Annotated in this window: 12 protein-coding genes; 6 read left to right on the top strand and 6 right to left on the bottom strand. The window is 70.6% G+C overall.

Annotation, left to right across the window (positions count from 1 at the left end):
• The first annotated feature begins 235 nt into the window (after positions 1 to 235).
• A complete protein-coding gene (locus ACZ5K7_RS23545) occupies positions 236 to 1954 on the top strand; it encodes a sensor histidine kinase (protein ID WP_468915792.1) in 1719 nt (572 codons plus the stop codon).
• 138 nt (positions 1955 to 2092) lie between these two features.
• Positions 2093 to 2824 (top strand): CBS domain-containing protein, encoded by a 732-nt coding sequence (locus ACZ5K7_RS23540; RefSeq protein WP_468915790.1) that lies wholly within the window; start codon positions 2093 to 2095, stop codon positions 2822 to 2824.
• Between the two features lie 19 nt (positions 2825 to 2843).
• On the opposite strand, the gene ACZ5K7_RS23535 is transcribed toward ACZ5K7_RS23540, so the two are convergent.
• Together ACZ5K7_RS23535 and ACZ5K7_RS23530 are read right to left on the bottom strand one after the other, a co-directional pair.
• On the bottom strand, positions 2844 to 3476 hold the full coding sequence (locus tag ACZ5K7_RS23535) for a TIGR03086 family metal-binding protein (protein ID WP_468915787.1): 633 nt from the start codon (positions 3474 to 3476) through the stop codon (positions 2844 to 2846).
• A gap of 82 nt (positions 3477 to 3558) precedes the next feature.
• Complete coding sequence (locus tag ACZ5K7_RS23530; protein ID WP_468915784.1) at positions 3559 to 4467, bottom strand: MBL fold metallo-hydrolase; 909 nt, start codon at positions 4465 to 4467, stop codon at positions 3559 to 3561.
• A 355-nt stretch (positions 4468 to 4822) separates the two neighbouring features.
• Between ACZ5K7_RS23530 and ACZ5K7_RS23525 the strand changes: the two genes are divergently transcribed.
• The 3 genes from ACZ5K7_RS23525 to ACZ5K7_RS23515 all read left to right on the top strand — a co-directional run bounded on the left by ACZ5K7_RS23525 (position 4823) and on the right by ACZ5K7_RS23515 (position 8616).
• Positions 4823 to 5713: a helix-turn-helix transcriptional regulator gene (locus ACZ5K7_RS23525; protein ID WP_468915781.1), complete on the top strand. Its 891-nt coding sequence runs from the start codon at positions 4823 to 4825 to the stop codon at positions 5711 to 5713.
• Between the two features lie 662 nt (positions 5714 to 6375).
• Positions 6376 to 7281 carry an LLM class F420-dependent oxidoreductase gene (locus ACZ5K7_RS23520; protein WP_468915778.1) on the top strand — a complete coding sequence of 302 codons (906 nt, stop codon included), beginning with the start codon at positions 6376 to 6378 and terminating at the stop codon, positions 7279 to 7281.
• Positions 7282 to 7629: 348 nt separating this feature from the next.
• The gene (locus ACZ5K7_RS23515) at positions 7630 to 8616 is read left to right on the top strand and encodes an SDR family NAD(P)-dependent oxidoreductase (protein WP_468915775.1); all 987 of its coding nucleotides are present in this window, start codon (positions 7630 to 7632) and stop codon (positions 8614 to 8616) included.
• Between the two features lie 65 nt (positions 8617 to 8681).
• On the opposite strand, the gene ACZ5K7_RS23510 is transcribed toward ACZ5K7_RS23515, so the two are convergent.
• Positions 8682 to 9569 carry a helix-turn-helix transcriptional regulator gene (locus tag ACZ5K7_RS23510; protein ID WP_468915772.1) on the bottom strand — a complete coding sequence of 296 codons (888 nt, stop codon included), beginning with the start codon at positions 9567 to 9569 and terminating at the stop codon, positions 8682 to 8684.
• Positions 9570 to 9814: 245 nt separating this feature from the next.
• On the opposite strand from ACZ5K7_RS23510, the gene ACZ5K7_RS23505 reads away from it, so the two are divergent.
• On the top strand, positions 9815 to 11026 hold the full coding sequence (locus tag ACZ5K7_RS23505; protein ID WP_468915769.1) for a Cmx/CmrA family chloramphenicol efflux MFS transporter: 1212 nt from the start codon (positions 9815 to 9817) through the stop codon (positions 11024 to 11026).
• Positions 11027 to 11773: 747 nt separating this feature from the next.
• On the opposite strand, the gene ACZ5K7_RS23500 is transcribed toward ACZ5K7_RS23505, so the two are convergent.
• From ACZ5K7_RS23500 to ACZ5K7_RS23490, 3 genes are all read right to left on the bottom strand, one after another.
• Positions 11774 to 13816, bottom strand: a complete 2043-nt coding sequence (locus tag ACZ5K7_RS23500; RefSeq protein WP_450972285.1) for a SpoIIE family protein phosphatase — start codon at positions 13814 to 13816, stop codon at positions 11774 to 11776.
• 247 nt (positions 13817 to 14063) lie between these two features.
• Positions 14064 to 15143, bottom strand: a complete 1080-nt coding sequence (locus ACZ5K7_RS23495; RefSeq protein WP_468915764.1) for a S1 family peptidase — start codon at positions 15141 to 15143, stop codon at positions 14064 to 14066.
• Between the two features lie 231 nt (positions 15144 to 15374).
• Positions 15375 to 16223, bottom strand: coding sequence for a slipin family protein (locus ACZ5K7_RS23490; RefSeq protein ID WP_351699564.1), 849 nt, complete (start codon positions 16221 to 16223; stop codon positions 15375 to 15377).
• Positions 16224 to 16270 lie beyond the last annotated feature (47 nt).

The following is a 16270-nucleotide window of genomic DNA, read 5'->3' as shown; positions in this document are numbered from 1 at the left end:
GTAATGGACCATGACGCGGTCTCCTCCGTCGCACCGCGGTGTCGGTGCGGTCCCAGCGTCGCACGGCGGGGCATCACGGAGGCGGGTGCCGCGCGTCCGTTCGGCAGAGCCGATCGGCCCTGCTGGGGACGCTGACGACTTCACCCGATCCAGGTGTCCACCCCGGTCGCCGCCCATTACGGTGGCACTGACCGGACCTGCCGGTTTACGAGTCGACGGGATCGGGAGGAGCACGTTGGAGAGCCCCGAGCCAGCCCGCATACGGCTGCCGCAGCTCAGACTGGACGAGCTGCTCGAAGAGCTGCAGGCGCGGCTCGACGCCGCGCGCGGCACCCGCGACCGGGTGCACCGCCTCCTGGAGGCGGTCCTCTCGGTCGGCCGGGAGCTGGACCTGGAGCAGGCCCTGCACAGCATCGTGGAGGCGGCGGCCGTGCTGGTCGACGCCGAGTACGCCGCGCTGGGCGTGATCGGGCCGGACGGCAGGCGGCTGTCGGCGTTCCACACGGTCGGGGTGAGCGAGGAGCAGATCGCCGCGATCGGGCCGTACCCGGAGGGACACGGCATCCTGGGAGAGCTGATCCGTCACCCGGAGCCACTGCGCCTGGCGAAGATCTCAGAACACCCGGCTTCGTACGGCTTCCCGCCGAACCACCCGCCCATGAACACCTTCCTGGGCGTCCCGATCCGGGTCCGCGACCAGGTCTTCGGCAACCTGTACCTGACCGAGAAGCGGGGCGGAGGGCAGTTCGACGAGGACGACGTGTCGGTCACGTCGACATTGGCCGTGGCGGCCGGCGTAGCGATCGACAACGCCCGGCTGTACGAGGAGTCACGGCTGCGCGAGCGCTGGCTGCGGGCGAGCACGGAGATCACCCACAGCCTGATGTCCAGCAGTGAGATCGCCGAAGCCCTCGGGCTGATCGCCGAGCAGGCCAGGGAGATCACCGGCTCGGCACTGGCGGCCGTCGCGACGCCGATGCCGGACACCGACTCGCTCACCGTGGAGATCGCCGTCGGCATGGACGCGGACGAGCACCGGGGGCTGGTGCTGCCTCTCGACCAGACCCTGATGGGACTGGCGTTCTCCCGAGGTGCTGCGGTTACCAGCGCGGATGTCGTCCACGACGAACGGGTCTCGCCCGAGCCGCCGCGCTTTCGAGGGCTCGGGCCCGCCGTGGCCATCCCCATCGGCAGGGGCGAAGCCGGTGTGCGCGGTGTGGTGCTGCTGGCGCGCGAGGCGGGCCGACCGCAGTACACCGGCAAGGAGACCGAGTCGCTCCAGGTCTTCGCGGCCCAGGCCGCCATCGCGATGGAGCTGGCGGAGCGGCGGCGGGACGCCGAGGAGATCGCGGTGCTGCAGGACCGCGACCGGATCGCGCGTGATCTGCACGATCTGGCGATCCAGCGGCTGTTCGCCACCGGGATGACCCTGCAGAGTGCCGGGCGCTTCATCGAGCACACCGAGGCGTCCGAGCGGGTACTGCGGGCCGTGGACGACCTGGACGAAACCATCAAGATCATCAGGTCGACCATCTTCGGGCTGCGGGCCCGCGAGGGCACCTCCGGCACCGGGCTCCGGGGCCGTGCCGTGCGGGTGGCCGGCGAGGTGGCCCCGATGCTCGGATTCGCGCCGAGCGTGCGCATGGAAGGGCTGATCGACACCGACGTGCCCAAGGAGACCGCCGATCACGCCGTCGCCGTTCTCTCCGAGGCCCTGACCAACGTCGCCCGGCACGCCCGCGCCGACCGCGCCGAGGTCGTTCTGACGACCGACGGACGCGAACTGGTGCTGACGGTCACGGACAACGGCGTCGGTATCCCGTCCGAAGGCCGCCGTAGCGGTCTGCGCAACATGGCGGAACGGGCGGAGGAACTCGGCGGCCTGCTGGAGTGGGACTGCCCGGACGGAGGCGGTACGACGCTGGTGTGGCGGGTGCCGGTGGCGAAGCCGTAGCGGCCGCGCGGGCCTGACTCCCCTTCCCAGCAGGGGACGGCCGGGAACGAGAAGGGGACCGTTGGGCCCATGCCCTCCGCGGACGGGTGACGGAGTCTGAGGATGTAGGACTACGACAGCCGAACCCTGGAGGTCGCCATGACGGGCACCCCACATGTCGTGAGCGACGTGATGACCCACACCGTCCTCGCCCTGCGCCCCGGCGCGGCCTTCAAGGACATCGTGAAGGCCCTGCAGCAGTGGCAGGTGAGCGCGGCTCCGGTCCTGGACGGCGACGGGCGCGTCGCCGGCGTCGTCTCGGAGGCCGACCTGCTGCGCAAGGAGGAGGCCCACGGCGATTCCCGGGGCCGCCGGCTTGAGCCCGCCCGCACCAAGGCCGCGGCCCTCACCGCGGAGGAGCTGATGACCGCTCCGGCCATCACCGTACGCCTCGAAGCCACGCTGCCCGAGGCCGCGCGCACCATGGCCCGGCACGGGGTCAAGCGGCTTCCGGTGGTCGACGCGGACGGCCTGCTGCAGGGCGTGGTGAGCCGCGCCGACCTGCTCAAGGTGTTCCTGCGGGACGACGAGGAGATCGCCGAGGAGATCCGGCGCGAGATCGTCCCGCATCTTTTCGCCGACTCCGCCGAACCGGTTGGCGTGCAGGTCAACGGCGGTGTCGTGACGCTCACCGGCCGGGTCACCAACACCGCGCTGGTGCCGGTGACTGTCGGATGGGTGCGGAGCGTCGACGGAGTGGTCGCCGTGGAGTGCGCGCTGGCCGGTCCCCGCCACCGCCCGGACCTCGACCCCGATCTTCCCGACGTCGAGCACTTCTCACCGGACCGGGGCCGTGTGCACCGGACCCCGGAAGGAAGCGCCGGAGCGTGAGGGAAGAAGTCGCGTGCGCTCAAGGCTGTGTCACTGGCGCACGAGAAGGCGCCGCTGGTGTCCATCGGGGGTTTCTGCCGGTGAGGGCCAGTGCGCGGTCGAGCAGGGGTGCGTCTGCGTCTTGGGGTACTTCGTCGCCCAGGAGGCCGAGGCTGCGCATGCGGGGTGCCTCGCGTGCGTATGTCGTGAACGTGGTTTGGGCCAAGGCCGTGGGTACGGCGAGTGGTTGTCCGGTGGCCACGGCCGTGTCCCAGGCGTGGACGGTGAATTCGGCGATGAGGATCCCGCCGAGCGTAGTCGCGGGCATGGGCGGTCCGCCGAGGCTCGCCTCTCCCTCCCACGCCGCCGGCTCGGACCAGGCTCTGGCCGCCGGTCCGGCCTGGCCGGCCACGAGCAGCGCCCACTCGGACGTCGGCCGCCCGGCCAGGAGCGGTACCGGGTTCGCGGTCAGCAGGGCCGGGTCCGATGCGGTGCGGGTGCCCGCGTCTCTCGTGAGCAGGAGCATCATGGCGATGTGATGGACGAGGTCTTTCACCGTCCACGCCGAACACGGCGTCGGGCCGCCGTACTGGTCGACCGGTGCTGCGCGGACAGCGTCCACGGCCAGCTCGATGCTCTGCGCCAACTGCTCCATTTTCGTCGCCGGCAGCATGCGGCGTCCCTCCTTCGAAGTCGACTGCGGCGAACGCGTTCACCGCGGTTCGCCCCTCGTCCGTAATCCGCAGGGCGTCGTCCTAGTCGATGAAGACGCTCCAGGCGGTGGCGTTGAGGTTGTCGGAGAGGAAGATGTCGGTTCCTCCCAGGCGCTTTTCCCAGGACGGCATGAGTTCGGCCGCGCGGGCGGTGACCGCGTCCATCCAGACCTTGATCTCCGCCTGCTTGTTGTCGGCCGGCACCTTGGCGGCGGCCGAGGCTTCCTTCATGTCGACCGTGCGCAGTGCTTCGGAAGCGGCGGCGCGCAGGTCCCGGATGTACTCCCGGTTCGCCGCCACGTCCTCGGGGGTACCGGGCAGGGCCATGTGGCCGGTGACGATGGTCTCGTAGTCGTACTCCAGCAGCTGGTCCATGGCGTCGAAGTAGGCGGGCACGTGCGCGGAGAAGTACAGGCGGAAGAACGGGGCGCTCTTCGGGGTGAAGCTGTCCATCGCTCCCATGAGCTTGAGTTCCGGCAGGTGGATGAACAGGTTGCCGGCCTGGTGCCAGTCTCCCGTGTAGTCGAGGACGAACCGCACTCCGTCGATGTCCATCTCCTTGCGCCGGCCGCTGAAGGTCTCGGTGGGCAGGGGACGCCGGTCGTCGTTCTTGACCTCTTTGATGAACTCGCCGGTGATCTCATGGGAGATGATCTTCAGGCCGTCCCGCTTCAGCAGGTGAGCCGCTCCGATGTGGTCGGCGTGCGCGTGGCTGTAGATCAGGTGGGTGACCGGCTTGGGGGTGACCGACTCGATGGCCTCCAGCAGTTTGTCCCCCAGGAACGGGGAGGCGTCCACGAGGACGACACCGTTCTTCGTCTCCACGAACATCGTGTTGATCATCCCCTGGGTGACGAAGTGGGCACCGCCGCCCAGGTCCTGGACGACATACCCGGACTCCGGGATGTCCGGGCCCAGGGCGAAGTCGGGTACGGGCGCGAACTCGGTCATGGTGATCTCCTTCGGGTGACCCGCCCCGGGGCCGGGGCGGGGGGTGTCCTGTGATGGGGTTCCGAGGGGCCGCGTGAGGGCCGGCTCGGGCCTGGCCTGCGACAGCGCGGTCTTTCGAGGCGACAGCGGGCCGGTGCAGGACAGCCGCTCCTTTCTCCAGCCCGGTGCGGGGAGGTCCTCCGGCTTCCTCGCGGGAGAAGCCTCTGGCTTCCTCGCGGGAGAAGGTCGTCGCGTTTCAGCCAGCATGGCCCGCTTTGCGTGCGTGTGGACGCTCCAAGGGCGGCCTGCTGAACCTAGGTCTGGCCGGTCCACCTTCGCCGGTCCGTCACGCCGCCGTGGGGAGCACACTGGCCGCATGAACGACAACGGCGAACTGGGGGACTTCCTGCGCTCGCGGCGGGCCCGTCTGCGCCCCGAGGACGCGGGGGCGGCTTTCGGCGGCGGCGCGCGCCGGGTGCCCGGACTGCGCCGCGAGGAAGTCGCACATCTGGCCGGGGTGAGCACGGACTACTACGCCCGCCTCGAACAGGGCCGGCACCCCCACGTCTCCGAGACGGTACTGGAGGCGGTCGCCCGCGCCCTGCGCCTGGACGACACCGAACGCGGCTACCTCTTCGAACTCGCCCGGCCCAGGACACCCGGACGCCACCGGAGCAGTCCCGCCCGCGCACCACGCGTGCGGCAGCCGATCCACCAGTTGCTGGACGTCCTGAACGACGTCTCACCGGCCGTCGTCATCAACCACCGCAGTGACGTCCTGGGCGCCAACCACCTGGCCAGACAGCTGATCACGGACTTCGACGCACTGCCGCACCGCGACCGCAACCTCGCCCGATTCGTCCTGCTCCACCCCGCCGCCCGTGACCTGTACCAGGACTGGGACCGGGTCGCGGAGACCTTCGTCGCCAGTCTGCGCCTGGCCTCCGGACGCCATCCCGACGACCGCCTGCTGAACGAACTCGTCGGGGAGCTGTCCATCAAGGTTCCCGAGTTCTCCACCTGGTGGGCCGCCCACCGCGTGGACCAGTGCGCCCACGGCACCCAACGCCTTGTCCACCCCGTGGTCGGCGAACTCACCCTCTCCTACGAAACGCTGGCTCTGCCGGCCGACCCTGACCAGAGCATCGTGCTCTACACCACCGAACCCGGCTCCGCCTCCGCGGAGACACTCCGCCTGCTCGCCAGCTGGACCACACCGGCGAACACACCCGAGGCCGCCCCCTCCCAGGCACCGTACGGCCGATGAGGAACAGGCGGCCGATCAGTGACGAGGACTTGAGACCATGACGTCCACGCTCATCCAGACTCGCTTCGGAGAAGGGTCGACGGCCGCCGAGGTCATCGAGGACGTCGGCCTCTCAGGCAGGCACGCGGTCGTCACCGGCGCCGCGTCGGGTCTCGCGCCGAGACCGCCCGGGCCCTCGCGAGCGCCGGCGCCTCGGCCGCCTTCGCGGTCCGCGGCACGGACGCCGGCGAGCACACCGCGACCGGCATCCGCAAGGCGGCCGGGAACGGCGCCGTCCGTGTCGGCCCGCTCGATCTCGCCGGCAGGGCGTTGACCGCCGCCTTCACGAGCGCCTGGTCCGGGTCCCTGCCTCAGCGACCGTTCCGCCCCTTGTCTCTCGGCCGGCCAGACCCACTCCCCCACCTGTCCGGATGAGAGAAACACAGCCGGCTGATGACCAGGAATCGAGGTCATGAAAGCCGTCGAGCGCATCCGACGACACTCCGCGAGGACCACGCCCGGGTCCGTCATCGACGAGGCCGAATCCCAGGCCCTCGACCGAGCCGCGGCAGCGGCGGCTCGACCGGCCCGGTGAGCGGCATGGCACCCCTCCGGGCCAGGGGAGGTCCGCGCACACAGATCGGCAGCACGAACAACGCATTCATCCTGTGAGGGAACAGACGATGCACTCCGCACCTCGCACCGCACCGCGGCAGTCCCTGGGCCGCTTCGGAATCTTCAGCCACGAACTGCGCTCCGAAGACCCGGCGCTTCAAGAGCAACGGCGACGCGCGGCGGCCGAGCTGGAAGAACTCGGCTTCGGCGTGATCTGGCTCGGTGGCAACAGCAGCGTGCACCACGCCGCCGCGCTCGCCGGGTCCACCGAACGCATCGCCCTGGCCACCGGCATCCTCAACATCTGGCACGAGGACGCCGCCACGGTGGCCGAGCAGCGAGCCGAACTGGAGAAAGCCCACCCCGGCCGGTTCCTCCTGGGCCTGGGCGCAAGCCACGCCCAGCTGGCCCAGAACTACCAGCGGCCCTACTCCACGATGGTCGGCTACCTCGACGCCCTCGACAACGCCGCCACCCCCGTACCGGCCGACCGCCGGATCCTGGCGGCGCTCGGACCGAAGATGCTGCGTCTCGCCCGCGACCGGGCCGCCGGCGCCCACCCCGCGATGGTCACCCCCGCGTACATCGAGCAGGCCCGGGAGGTCCTGGGCGACGGACCGCTCCTGGCCCCCGTGGTCACCGTGGTCCTGGAAAGCGACCCCGTCCGGGCACGTGCCGTCGCACGCGACTTCCTCGCGCTGTACCTCCGGCTGCCCAACTACACCACGAACTTCGAACGCCTCGGCTTCACCGCTGACGACTTCACCGGCGGCGGCAGCGACCGCTTGGTCGACGCCCTGGTGACCTGGGGAACCGACGACGCGATCAGCGACCGCCTGACCGAGTTCCACATCGCCGGCGCCGACCACCTGGCCCTGCAGCTCATCACCGCCGAGGGAGGCGAGACGCCGCCGCTCCCCCAGTGGCGCCGCCTCGCCGGCATCAGCGCGAAGAGTGCGCAGCCGCACAGGTGACGACGCCCGAGGCACTCATGACAGCGCTCACCCGCCTCGCCCGCGGCGCGCGAGTCGTCATCAGCGGCGCGATCTCCCAGTACGACAACGCCGGTGCGGTCGTGGGACCGAGCAACTACCTGACCCTGCTGTACCGGAGCGCCTCCATGGCGGGCGTCGCCGTTCCCGGCCACGCTCAGGCGCCTGTTCACCGGCGAGAACACCGGCAAGCTCGTCCTCGAACTCGAGCACCGGGCGTGAGCCCACCCCTCTGTCTTCCGGCGCACCTGCACCAGGTCTGCCGGGACCGCCTCCCTCGCCTGTTCCGGTGAGGGCAGAACAACCGACCACTGACTAGGACTTGAGGTCATGACAACCACCCAGCGCATCCACACCCCCTTCGGAGATGAGTCGACGGCCGCCGAGGTCATCGAGGGCATCGACCTTTCCGGCAAGCACGCGGTCGTCACCGGCGCCGCCTCGGGTCTCGGCGCCGAGACCGCCCGCGCCCTCGCGGGCGCCGGTGCCTCGGTCACCCTCGCGGTCCGCAACACGGACGCCGGCGAGCGCACCGCGACCGACATCCGCAAGGCCACCGGAAACGACGCCGTCCATGTCGGCCGGCTCGACCTCGCCGACCGGGCGTCGATCGCCGCCTTCACGAACGCCTGGACCGGGCCCCTGCACATCCTCGTCAACAACGCCGGCGTGATGGCACTGCCCACGCTCGAACGCACACCTGACGGCTGGGAGCTGCAGTTCGCGTCCAACCATCTCGGCCACTTCGCGCTCGCGCTCGGCCTGCACGACGCGCTCGCGGCCGCCGGCAACGCGCGGATCGTGTCGCTGAGTTCCCGCGGCCACCACGCCTCGCCCGTGGCGTTCGACGACATCAATTTCGACAACCGCGCCTACGACCCGTGGCTCGCCTACGGGCAGTCCAAGACCGCCAACGTTCTCTTCGCGGTCGAGGCGAGCAACCGCTGGGCCACCGACGGGATCACCGCCAACGCCGTCCACCCCGGCGTGATCATGTCGACGAACCTGTCGCGCTACATGGATCCGGACCAGGCCGCACAGCTGCGCGCCGCCGAGGCGGCCGGAGAGTTCGGCTCGATCCAGGGCGCACCGTTCCGGTTCAAGACCATCGCCCAAGGCGCCGCGACCAGCGTGCTCGTCGCGACCTCCCCGCAGCTGGAGGGCATCGGCGGCCGCTACTTCGAGGACAACAACGAAGCGGAGAAGCTGTCGGCCGAGGCCGTGGGATCCGCCCCCGGCGGCGTAGCCCCGTACGCGCTCGACCCGGACGCCGCCAAGCGCCTGTGGGAGCTGTCGCTCGCCGCAACAGGCGCATGAGCAGAATCCGCGGACGGCTGCCGCAGGTCACGCGGAAGTGGAAATCATGGACGACCTTGGGGGAGTCAACTTGAGGGTGCCTCGGAGGAGCTGCGCCCTCGTAGGCCCGTCGGAGCACTCCAGCTGGCGAGCATGCTGAGCGTCGCCGCGGAGGCCGAAGCAGGTTCCGCGGTGTAGAGGCAGATACTCAGGTCGGGGTCGGCGGGCAGGGCCAGAATCTCGTAGGAGAGGGTGAGTTCGCCGACCACGGGGTGGACAAGGCGCCGGGTGCCGTGGGCGCACTGGTCCACGCGGTGGCCGGCCCACCAGGTGGAGAACTCGGGGACCTTTGTGGACAGTTCCTCGACGAATTCGTTCAGCAGGCGGTCGTCGGGGTGGTGTCCGGCAGCCAGACGAAGACTGGCGACGAACGCCTCCGCGACCCGGTCCCAGTCCTGATAGAGGTCACGGGCGGCGGGCTGGAGCAGGACGAATCGGGCGAAGTTGCGGTCGCGGTACGGCAGTGCGTCGAAGTCCGTGATCAGCGCCTTGGCGAGATGGTTGACTGCCAGGACGTCGCTGCGGTGGTTGAGGACCAGGGCCGGCGAGACATCGTTGAGTACGTCCAGCATCTGATGGATCGCCGGACGCACGCGCGGCAGCGGGGCCGTACGGCGCCGTTCCGGGCCGGGGGACTTGGGTCGGGCGAGTTCGAAGAGGTAGCCGCGTTCGGTGTCGTCCAGGCGCAGCGCGCGGGCGACCGCCTCCAGCACCGTCTCCGAGACGTGGGGGTTGCGACCCTGTTCGAGACGGGCGTAGTAGTCCGTGCTCACCCCGGCCAGGTGCGCGACCTCTTCACGGCGCAGTCCCGGGACCCGGCGCGCGCCGCCGCCGAAAGCCGCCCCCGCGTCCTCGGGGCGCAGACGGGCCCGGCGCGAGCGCAGGAAGTCACCGAGCTCGTCGCTTTGATCCATGCATCCAGTGATACCACTACAGCGGCATGACGGGCCGGTGAGTGGACCAGCCGGACCTAGGTTCAGCAGGGCGCGCGCGAGGCGTCCGCACGCGTGCCCCGGGCGGGAGGCTGGACGGGAACCGGGAGGCAACGCCGCCTCCACAGGTAGTCCTCGCCGGCAACGGGCCCTTTCCGGGAAAGGGCCGCGCACGGCCGAGCGGAGCACCCGGTTACCCCTCGTTCCTCACACGAAGCAGATGAATCATGCCCTTTGTGATCTACGTCCTTGGGCTGGGCATCTTCGCCCAGGGGACCTCGGAATTCATGCTCTCCGGCGTGATGCCCTCCATCGCCCAGGACCTCGACATCCCGCTCGCCTCCGCCGGAATGCTGGTGTCCGCCTTCGCCATCGGCATGCTCGTCGGGGCACCGCTGATGAGCCTGGTCACCCTGAGGATGCCGCGCCGTGCCGCGCTGGCCGGCTTCCAGCTCGTCTTCATCGCCGCCCACGTCGGCGCCGCCCTCGTCCCGCACTTCGGATTCCTGCTGGTCATGCGGGTGCTGTCGGCCATGGCGTATGCCGGATTCTGGGCGATGGCCTCGGTCGCGGCCATCTCGCTGGTGGACGCCGACAAGCAGGGCCGGGCCATGGGAGTGGTCGTCTCGGGACTGAGCGTGGCCACGATCATCGGTGTCCCTGGCGGCACCCTGCTCGCACAGCACGCCGGCTGGGAGGCCGCCTTCTGGGCCGTGGCCGCGATGACCGCTCTGTCCACGATCGCCCTGCTCATCGCCCTGCCCGGCGGCCGGGACACGACAGCGGCACAGCCGCGTCTGGCCACGGAACTGCGCTCGCTGGCGCAGCCACGGCTCTGGGTCGCCTACGCGACCACCGCGCTGACCGTGGCCGCCCAATTCGCGATCTTCTCCTACCTCGGAGCCCTGCTGGAGGACGTCACCGGCCTCAGCACCGGCCTGGTACCCCTCGTGCTCGGGCTCTACGGCGTCGGCGCGTTCATCGGCCTGACCATCGGAGGACGCGTAGCCGACCGCGCCCCCTTCACACTCCTGCTGGTGGGCATGGCCGCCTTCGTCGCCGCCGCGGCAGCACTCGCGTTGACCGCGCATGTCGCCTGGGTCACCATCGCGCTGGTGGTGCTCCTGGGCGCCGCCAACTTCGGAGTCACGCCCGCGGTCAACGCCAGGGTCTTCTCCATTCTCGGAGAGACCAGGACGCTCGGCGGCGCCGTGAACATCGCCGCCTTCAACGTCGGCATCGCCGTCGCCCCCCTGGCGTCCGGCTTCGTGATCAACACGGGACTGGGGCTGGCGGGTACGGCATGGATCGGCGCGGCCTTCGGGGTCGCCCACATGGGCAGCGTTCTGGTGGACCGCCACCTCACCCGACGCCACGAAGCGGGACCCGAGGAGCCCGCCACCGTCTCCGAGCTGGAGCACGCTGCCGCCGTCTCCTGACGACGGCAGACGACGGCAGACGACGGCAGACGACGGCAGACGACGGCAGACGACGGCAGACGACGGCAACCGAAACCGATCGCCCCGTCGCGGGCATCGGCATGTGCCGGATTCACCCGGGCCTGGGATGCGTGCGGCGAGCCGACGACCTGCTGCCCGTCACCAGGGCCTGCCGCCGGCCCTCGCCGGATCCTGGCGCCGCACGTGCCCGCGCGGCCCAAGTCGCCGCGGCCGAGCCCGCCGACGCTTCGGACCGGAGGCCGTACGGCCGGCCGCTCCGGCGAACTGACCGCGGCGTCCATGCGGGAGGCAGCTGCCGCCAGGCCGCGGCTCCTGCCAGGAAGGTGTGCCACAGGTCACCACGGCGGAACCGACGGGCGGGGAACAGTCCTGGGCTGCGGGCCGTTCACCTGTACGTGGCCGCGGAGGGGACAGTGTCCCCGGGCCTCACCTACAGCCCATGGGGACGATCGTCCGGCTGAAGCCCCATGGAGCACCTCGCCGAGAGGCGACCGCCCTCCGCACGCCACCACCTACCGCCCCGGCTGGTCTCCCCCGTCCAGCCGGGGCTTTCCTGCGTCCGACGGCCGGTGGGAACCCGTCGAGGACATCCAGCCCTCCGGCGGACCCTCGCATCGCCGCTGCCGGCCTCCCGGCCGTACCGTGCCGACCGCCTCCGATGCCGCCCCGTACTCCCTACTCCTTCGAGGGCGGCCGGCTGGGTGGCGCGGACCGGCGGGGCACGGCCTACGGCCAGTGCCGACCGCGGGCCGGGGGCGGGAGGGACTGCTCGGCCCAGACGGTCTTGCCGTCGGGCGTATGGCGGACGCCCCAGTTCTGTGCGAGCTGGGCGACGATGAACAGGCCGCGCCCCCCTTCGTCGACGGTCTTCGCATGGCGCAGCCGTGGCGCGAGGGAGTTGCTGTCGTGGACTTCGCAGGTGAGGGTGCGGTCCTTGATGAGCTGCAACTGGGCGGGCGGGGCGCCGTAGCGGACGGCGTTGGTGACCAGCTCGCTGACGATCATTTCGGTGGTGTAGGCGGTTTCCTCGTCGACGCTCCACCGGACGAGCTGGTGGCGGACGTGGGTGCGTGCCTTGGCGACGGCCTTGGGATGGTGGCCGAGATGCCAGGTGGCGACCTGGCCGGCGGGGAACGGGTGGGTGCGGGCGAGGAGGAGGATGACGTCGCTGTGGCGGGTGTCGTTCCGCAGCCGGTAGAGCACGTCGTCGCACAGATCCTGCAGGGGCCGCGCGGGATGGGCCAGCACCCGTCGCAGGGTGTCCGGGGACGGTGAGGTGTGCAGCAGGCCCGCGGTGTAGAAGGCGATGACGCTGCCGTCGGCGACGGAGACCGTGGCGGCGGCGAAGGGCGGGCCCCCTGCGCTGCCCAGGGGAGGTCCGCTCGGCAGGTCCAGGATCTCGGTGGTCCCGTCAGGATGGGCGATGACGGGTGGGGGATGCCCGGCCAGGGCGACGGTGCAGGTCTGGGCGAACGGGTCGTGGACCGCGTACGCACAGCTCCCCGTCAGGGGCATGGGATCGCCGAGCGGCAGCGCCACGCGTTCCTCGGCGAGGTTGAGGGCGGTGTCGTTGAGGCGGGCGAGGAGCTCGTCGGGCTCCAGGTCGAGAGCGGCCAGGGAGTGGACGGCGGTCCGCATCTGTCCCATCGTGATGGCCGCGTGGATGCCTTGACCGAAGACTTCCCCGACCAACAGCGCGGTGCGGGCACCGGACAGGGCGAAGGTGTCGAACCCCCCGCCTCCGCCCACCTGGGAAGGCACGTGCAGGTACGCGGTCTCGACGGTGCTCCGCGGCGCGGGGTGGGGTGGCAGCAGGTGACGCTGGACCGTCAGGGCGATGGTGTGTTCGCGGGTGTAGCGGCGGGCGTTGTCGACGCACAGCGCGGTGTGAGCGGCCACTTCGAGGGCGAGGGTGACATCACCCTTGTCGTAGACGTCCGCCTGGTCGGTGCGGTACAGGCTCAGCAGTCCCAGCACGGTTCCACGCACGGTCAGGGGGGCCGTGATGAGGAAGCGGGCGCCGGAGACGCGGATCGCTTCGGCGCGTGGTGGGTCGGCCGCCAGCCAGGGCGTGTCGGGGGTCAGGGCGACGAGGCGGGGCTTGAGGTCGGTCAGCGTCTGGGCGTAGGGCGTGGGGAACGGCAGCGGGCGTACGTCGCCCACCCGATGCGCCTGGATCTGCTCCTCACCGCCGCTGTGGCGGAAGGCGGCACGGCGCAGCGGCACCTCCGGTCCCAGCGGGCTCAGGGGAGGTTCCTCGCCCCGTATCACGGCGTCCACCACTTCCACCACGGCGATGTCGGCGAGGTCCGGCACCACCGCCCGCACCAGTTCCTCGCAGGTGGCGACCACGTCGAGGGTCCGTCCCACGTGCTCGCGCACGAAGCCGAGGACCCGCATCCGGATGCCCACCCTTTCGCACTGGGTGACATCGACCATCTCCGCGAGCACGCCCCAGACCCTCCCCTGTGCGTCCTGCAGACGGGACGCGGAGACGGAGAACAGGTACTCCGGCCCCGGTTCCTCCTTCGGACGCACCCCCACGAGCCGCCCCCGCACCGGCGCGCCGGTCTCCAGTACGCCGCGCAGCATCCCCTCCACCTCACCGGGTGCGGACAGGTCGTACACGTCGGAGATGTGCCGACCCATGATCTGTTCCTGGGACGCTCCGTGCAGAGCCGGTCTGGTGACGTTGAGCCGTAGGACGCGCAGCTCCGTGTCCAGGATCAGCAGGCCGGTGGGCGACTGGTGGAACAGGGCTTCCAGCACGGCGGCACCTTTGCCCGGCGAGACAGCTTCGTTGTGCGGCACGGCAACGCACCTCCCTAGTCCAGCCTGCACCGAGCCCCGATACACCGCTTCCCCGCCCGCCGGCCTCTTCGCCCCACCGCAGTGTCGTGAGCACGGCAGGGTCGCCCAGAATCGCTCATATGCTCGACTGATGCCGCCCGGCGCACGGCATGGAGATGCCCCGCCCCCCGGACGGGGGCGGGGCATCTCGGGGATTCGGCGCGGGTCAGCCGATCTGGGTACCGGTGGCCGACAGTGCCTCCGTCACCGGCTGGAAGAACGTCTCCCCGCCGGAGGTGCAGTCGCCGCTGCCGCCCGAGGTCAGGCCGATCGCGTTGCTGCCCGAGAAGAGCGAGCCGCCGCTGTCGCCCGGCTCGGCGCACACGTCGGTCTGGATGAGCCCGCTCACCGTGCCCTCCGAGTAGTTCACGGTGGCGTTGAGCCCGGTGACCGTGCCGTCGTGGACCTGGGTGGTGGAGCCGCTGCGGGTCACCTTCATGCCCACGGTCGCCTCGGCCGCGCCCGCGATCTTCTGGGTGGAGCCGTCGTAGAGGTCGACCTCGCTCGGGTGGTCCACCTCGGAGGTGTACTTGACCAGCCCGAAGTCGTTGCCCGGGAAGCTGGACTGGGCGTTCTGGCCGATCACGTTGCCGGAGGAGTCCGACCAGCTGGAGATGGCGTCGGTGCAGTGCCCGGCGGTCAGGAAGTACGGCTCGCCGCCCTTGACCACGTTGAAGCCGAGCGAGCAGCGCCCGCCCGACCCGCTGATCGCGTCACCACCGGCGATGAAGGGCTTGAACTCCCCCTTCGAGTGCCGCAGTTCGGCCTTCCCGCCGAGCCCGTCGACGACCTTGGTGAGCTTGCTCAGCGCGGTCCCGGCGACCGTCCTGTCGGCGGTGACGACGACCTTGTTGGTGACCGGGTCGGTCGCCCACGAGGTGCCGGGGATGGTGGCGTCCTCCTTCAACGTGGTCCGCGCGCCGTCGAGTTCGGCGAGGGAGTTGGCGACGAGTCTCGCCTTGGCCCCGGCGGCCTCGACGGCCTGCGCGGCGGTGTCGTCGAGCACGTTGACGACGAGGCTCTTCGCCCTGGCGTCGTAGTAGGTGCCGGCCGCGTCGGTGCCGAGGTCGGCGGCGAGCGTCGAGGCGAGCTTTCCGGCCGCCGGCGCGGAGAGGATCCGCGGTACGGCGGCCTTGTCGGGCTCGCTGGCGTTCGCACTCTGGAAGGTCACTCCGGCGGCGACGAGCGCGGCTGTCCCCGCGCCCGCGAGGGCCACCCGGCGCCTGGGTATGCGTCGGTGCTTCAACTCATGTCCTCCTGTGGGGGGTCGGCCCGCGAGGTAGTGGGGACCTCGGGGGCCGGAAGGCCGGTTGACGGGCGCCTACTATTCCGACACCCACAGGGAGCACACAAGGTCGACTTCAGGACGCGCGTGCGCGGATGTTGTGCGCCCCCTGCGCCCGGGCGTTCACAGTCACCCCAGGAGGATTCGCACTGCAAACACTACGGGCGAGTAACCTTAGGCGGAGAGTAACTCTTACCCCTGGCCGGAATTCGCCTCTCCAGGCTCTCCAGGCTCGCTCTTGGCCCTGTTCACCGCGGACCCGTCGGCCCCGGGCGGCAGTTGCTGCTGAGCCCGCTCCAGGAACCGCAGCAGTTCCACCGGGAACGGCAGCACCAGGGTCGAGTTCTTCTCGGCGGCGACCGCCACCACCGTCTGCAGCAGCCGCAGCTGGAGCGCGGCGGGCTGCTCTGACATCTCCTTCGCCGCCTCCGCGAGCTTCTTGGAGGCCTGCAGTTCGGCGTCGGCGTTGATGACCCGGGCCCGGCGCTCCCGGTCGGCCTCGGCCTGCCGGGCCATGGACCGCTTCATGGTCTCGGGCAGCGAGACGTCCTTGATCTCGACGCGGTCGATGGTGACACCCCACTCCACGGCCGGGCTGTCGATCATCAGCTCAAGGCCCTGGTTGAGCTTTTCACGGTTCGACAGCAGGTCGTCCAGCTCGCTCTTGCCGATGATGGACCGCAGCGAGGTCTGTGCCATCTGCGAGACCGCGAACCGGTAGTCCTCGACCCGGACCACCGCCTCGGCCGGTCCGGTCACCTGGAAGTAGACGACGGCGTCGACGCGGACGGTCACGTTGTCCCGGGTGATGCCCTCCTGTGCGGGCACGGGCATCGTGACGATCTGCATGTTGACCTTCTGGAGCCGGTCCACGAACGGGACGATCATGGTGAACCCGGGCTCGCGCACCTCCGGTCGCAGCCGGCCCAGGCGGAACACCACGCCTCGCTCGTACTGTCTGACGACCCGTGCCGCGGCCAGTGCGTACACCGCTCCGACGGACACGAGAGCGGCTCCGGCCGCCACCAGCGCCTCGACCATGCCGGCCCCCAGGGGGTGACTCCAATGGTCCTTCGACGGTAACTCCG

It is taken from the genome of Streptomyces sp. NPDC031497 (assembly GCF_055580905.1).
Note: the sequence above shows the minus strand (reverse complement) of the source record. Positions and strands in the feature narration are given on the sequence as shown.

Coding starts and splice junctions, on each gene's coding strand:
- ACZ5K7_RS23540 (WP_468915790.1), top strand. CDS start 2,093: ATGACGGGCACCCCACATGTCGTGAGCGACGTGATGACCCACACCGTC.
- ACZ5K7_RS23535 (WP_468915787.1), bottom strand. CDS start 3,476: ATGCTGCCGGCGACGAAAATGGAGCAGTTGGCGCAGAGCATCGAGCTG.
- ACZ5K7_RS23530 (WP_468915784.1), bottom strand. CDS start 4,467: ATGACCGAGTTCGCGCCCGTACCCGACTTCGCCCTGGGCCCGGACATC.
- ACZ5K7_RS23525 (WP_468915781.1), top strand. CDS start 4,823: ATGAACGACAACGGCGAACTGGGGGACTTCCTGCGCTCGCGGCGGGCC.
- ACZ5K7_RS23520 (WP_468915778.1), top strand. CDS start 6,376: ATGCACTCCGCACCTCGCACCGCACCGCGGCAGTCCCTGGGCCGCTTC.
- ACZ5K7_RS23515 (WP_468915775.1), top strand. CDS start 7,630: ATGACAACCACCCAGCGCATCCACACCCCCTTCGGAGATGAGTCGACG.
- ACZ5K7_RS23510 (WP_468915772.1), bottom strand. CDS start 9,569: ATGGATCAAAGCGACGAGCTCGGTGACTTCCTGCGCTCGCGCCGGGCC.
- ACZ5K7_RS23505 (WP_468915769.1), top strand. CDS start 9,815: ATGCCCTTTGTGATCTACGTCCTTGGGCTGGGCATCTTCGCCCAGGGG.
- ACZ5K7_RS23490 (WP_351699564.1), bottom strand. CDS start 16,223: ATGGTCGAGGCGCTGGTGGCGGCCGGAGCCGCTCTCGTGTCCGTCGGA.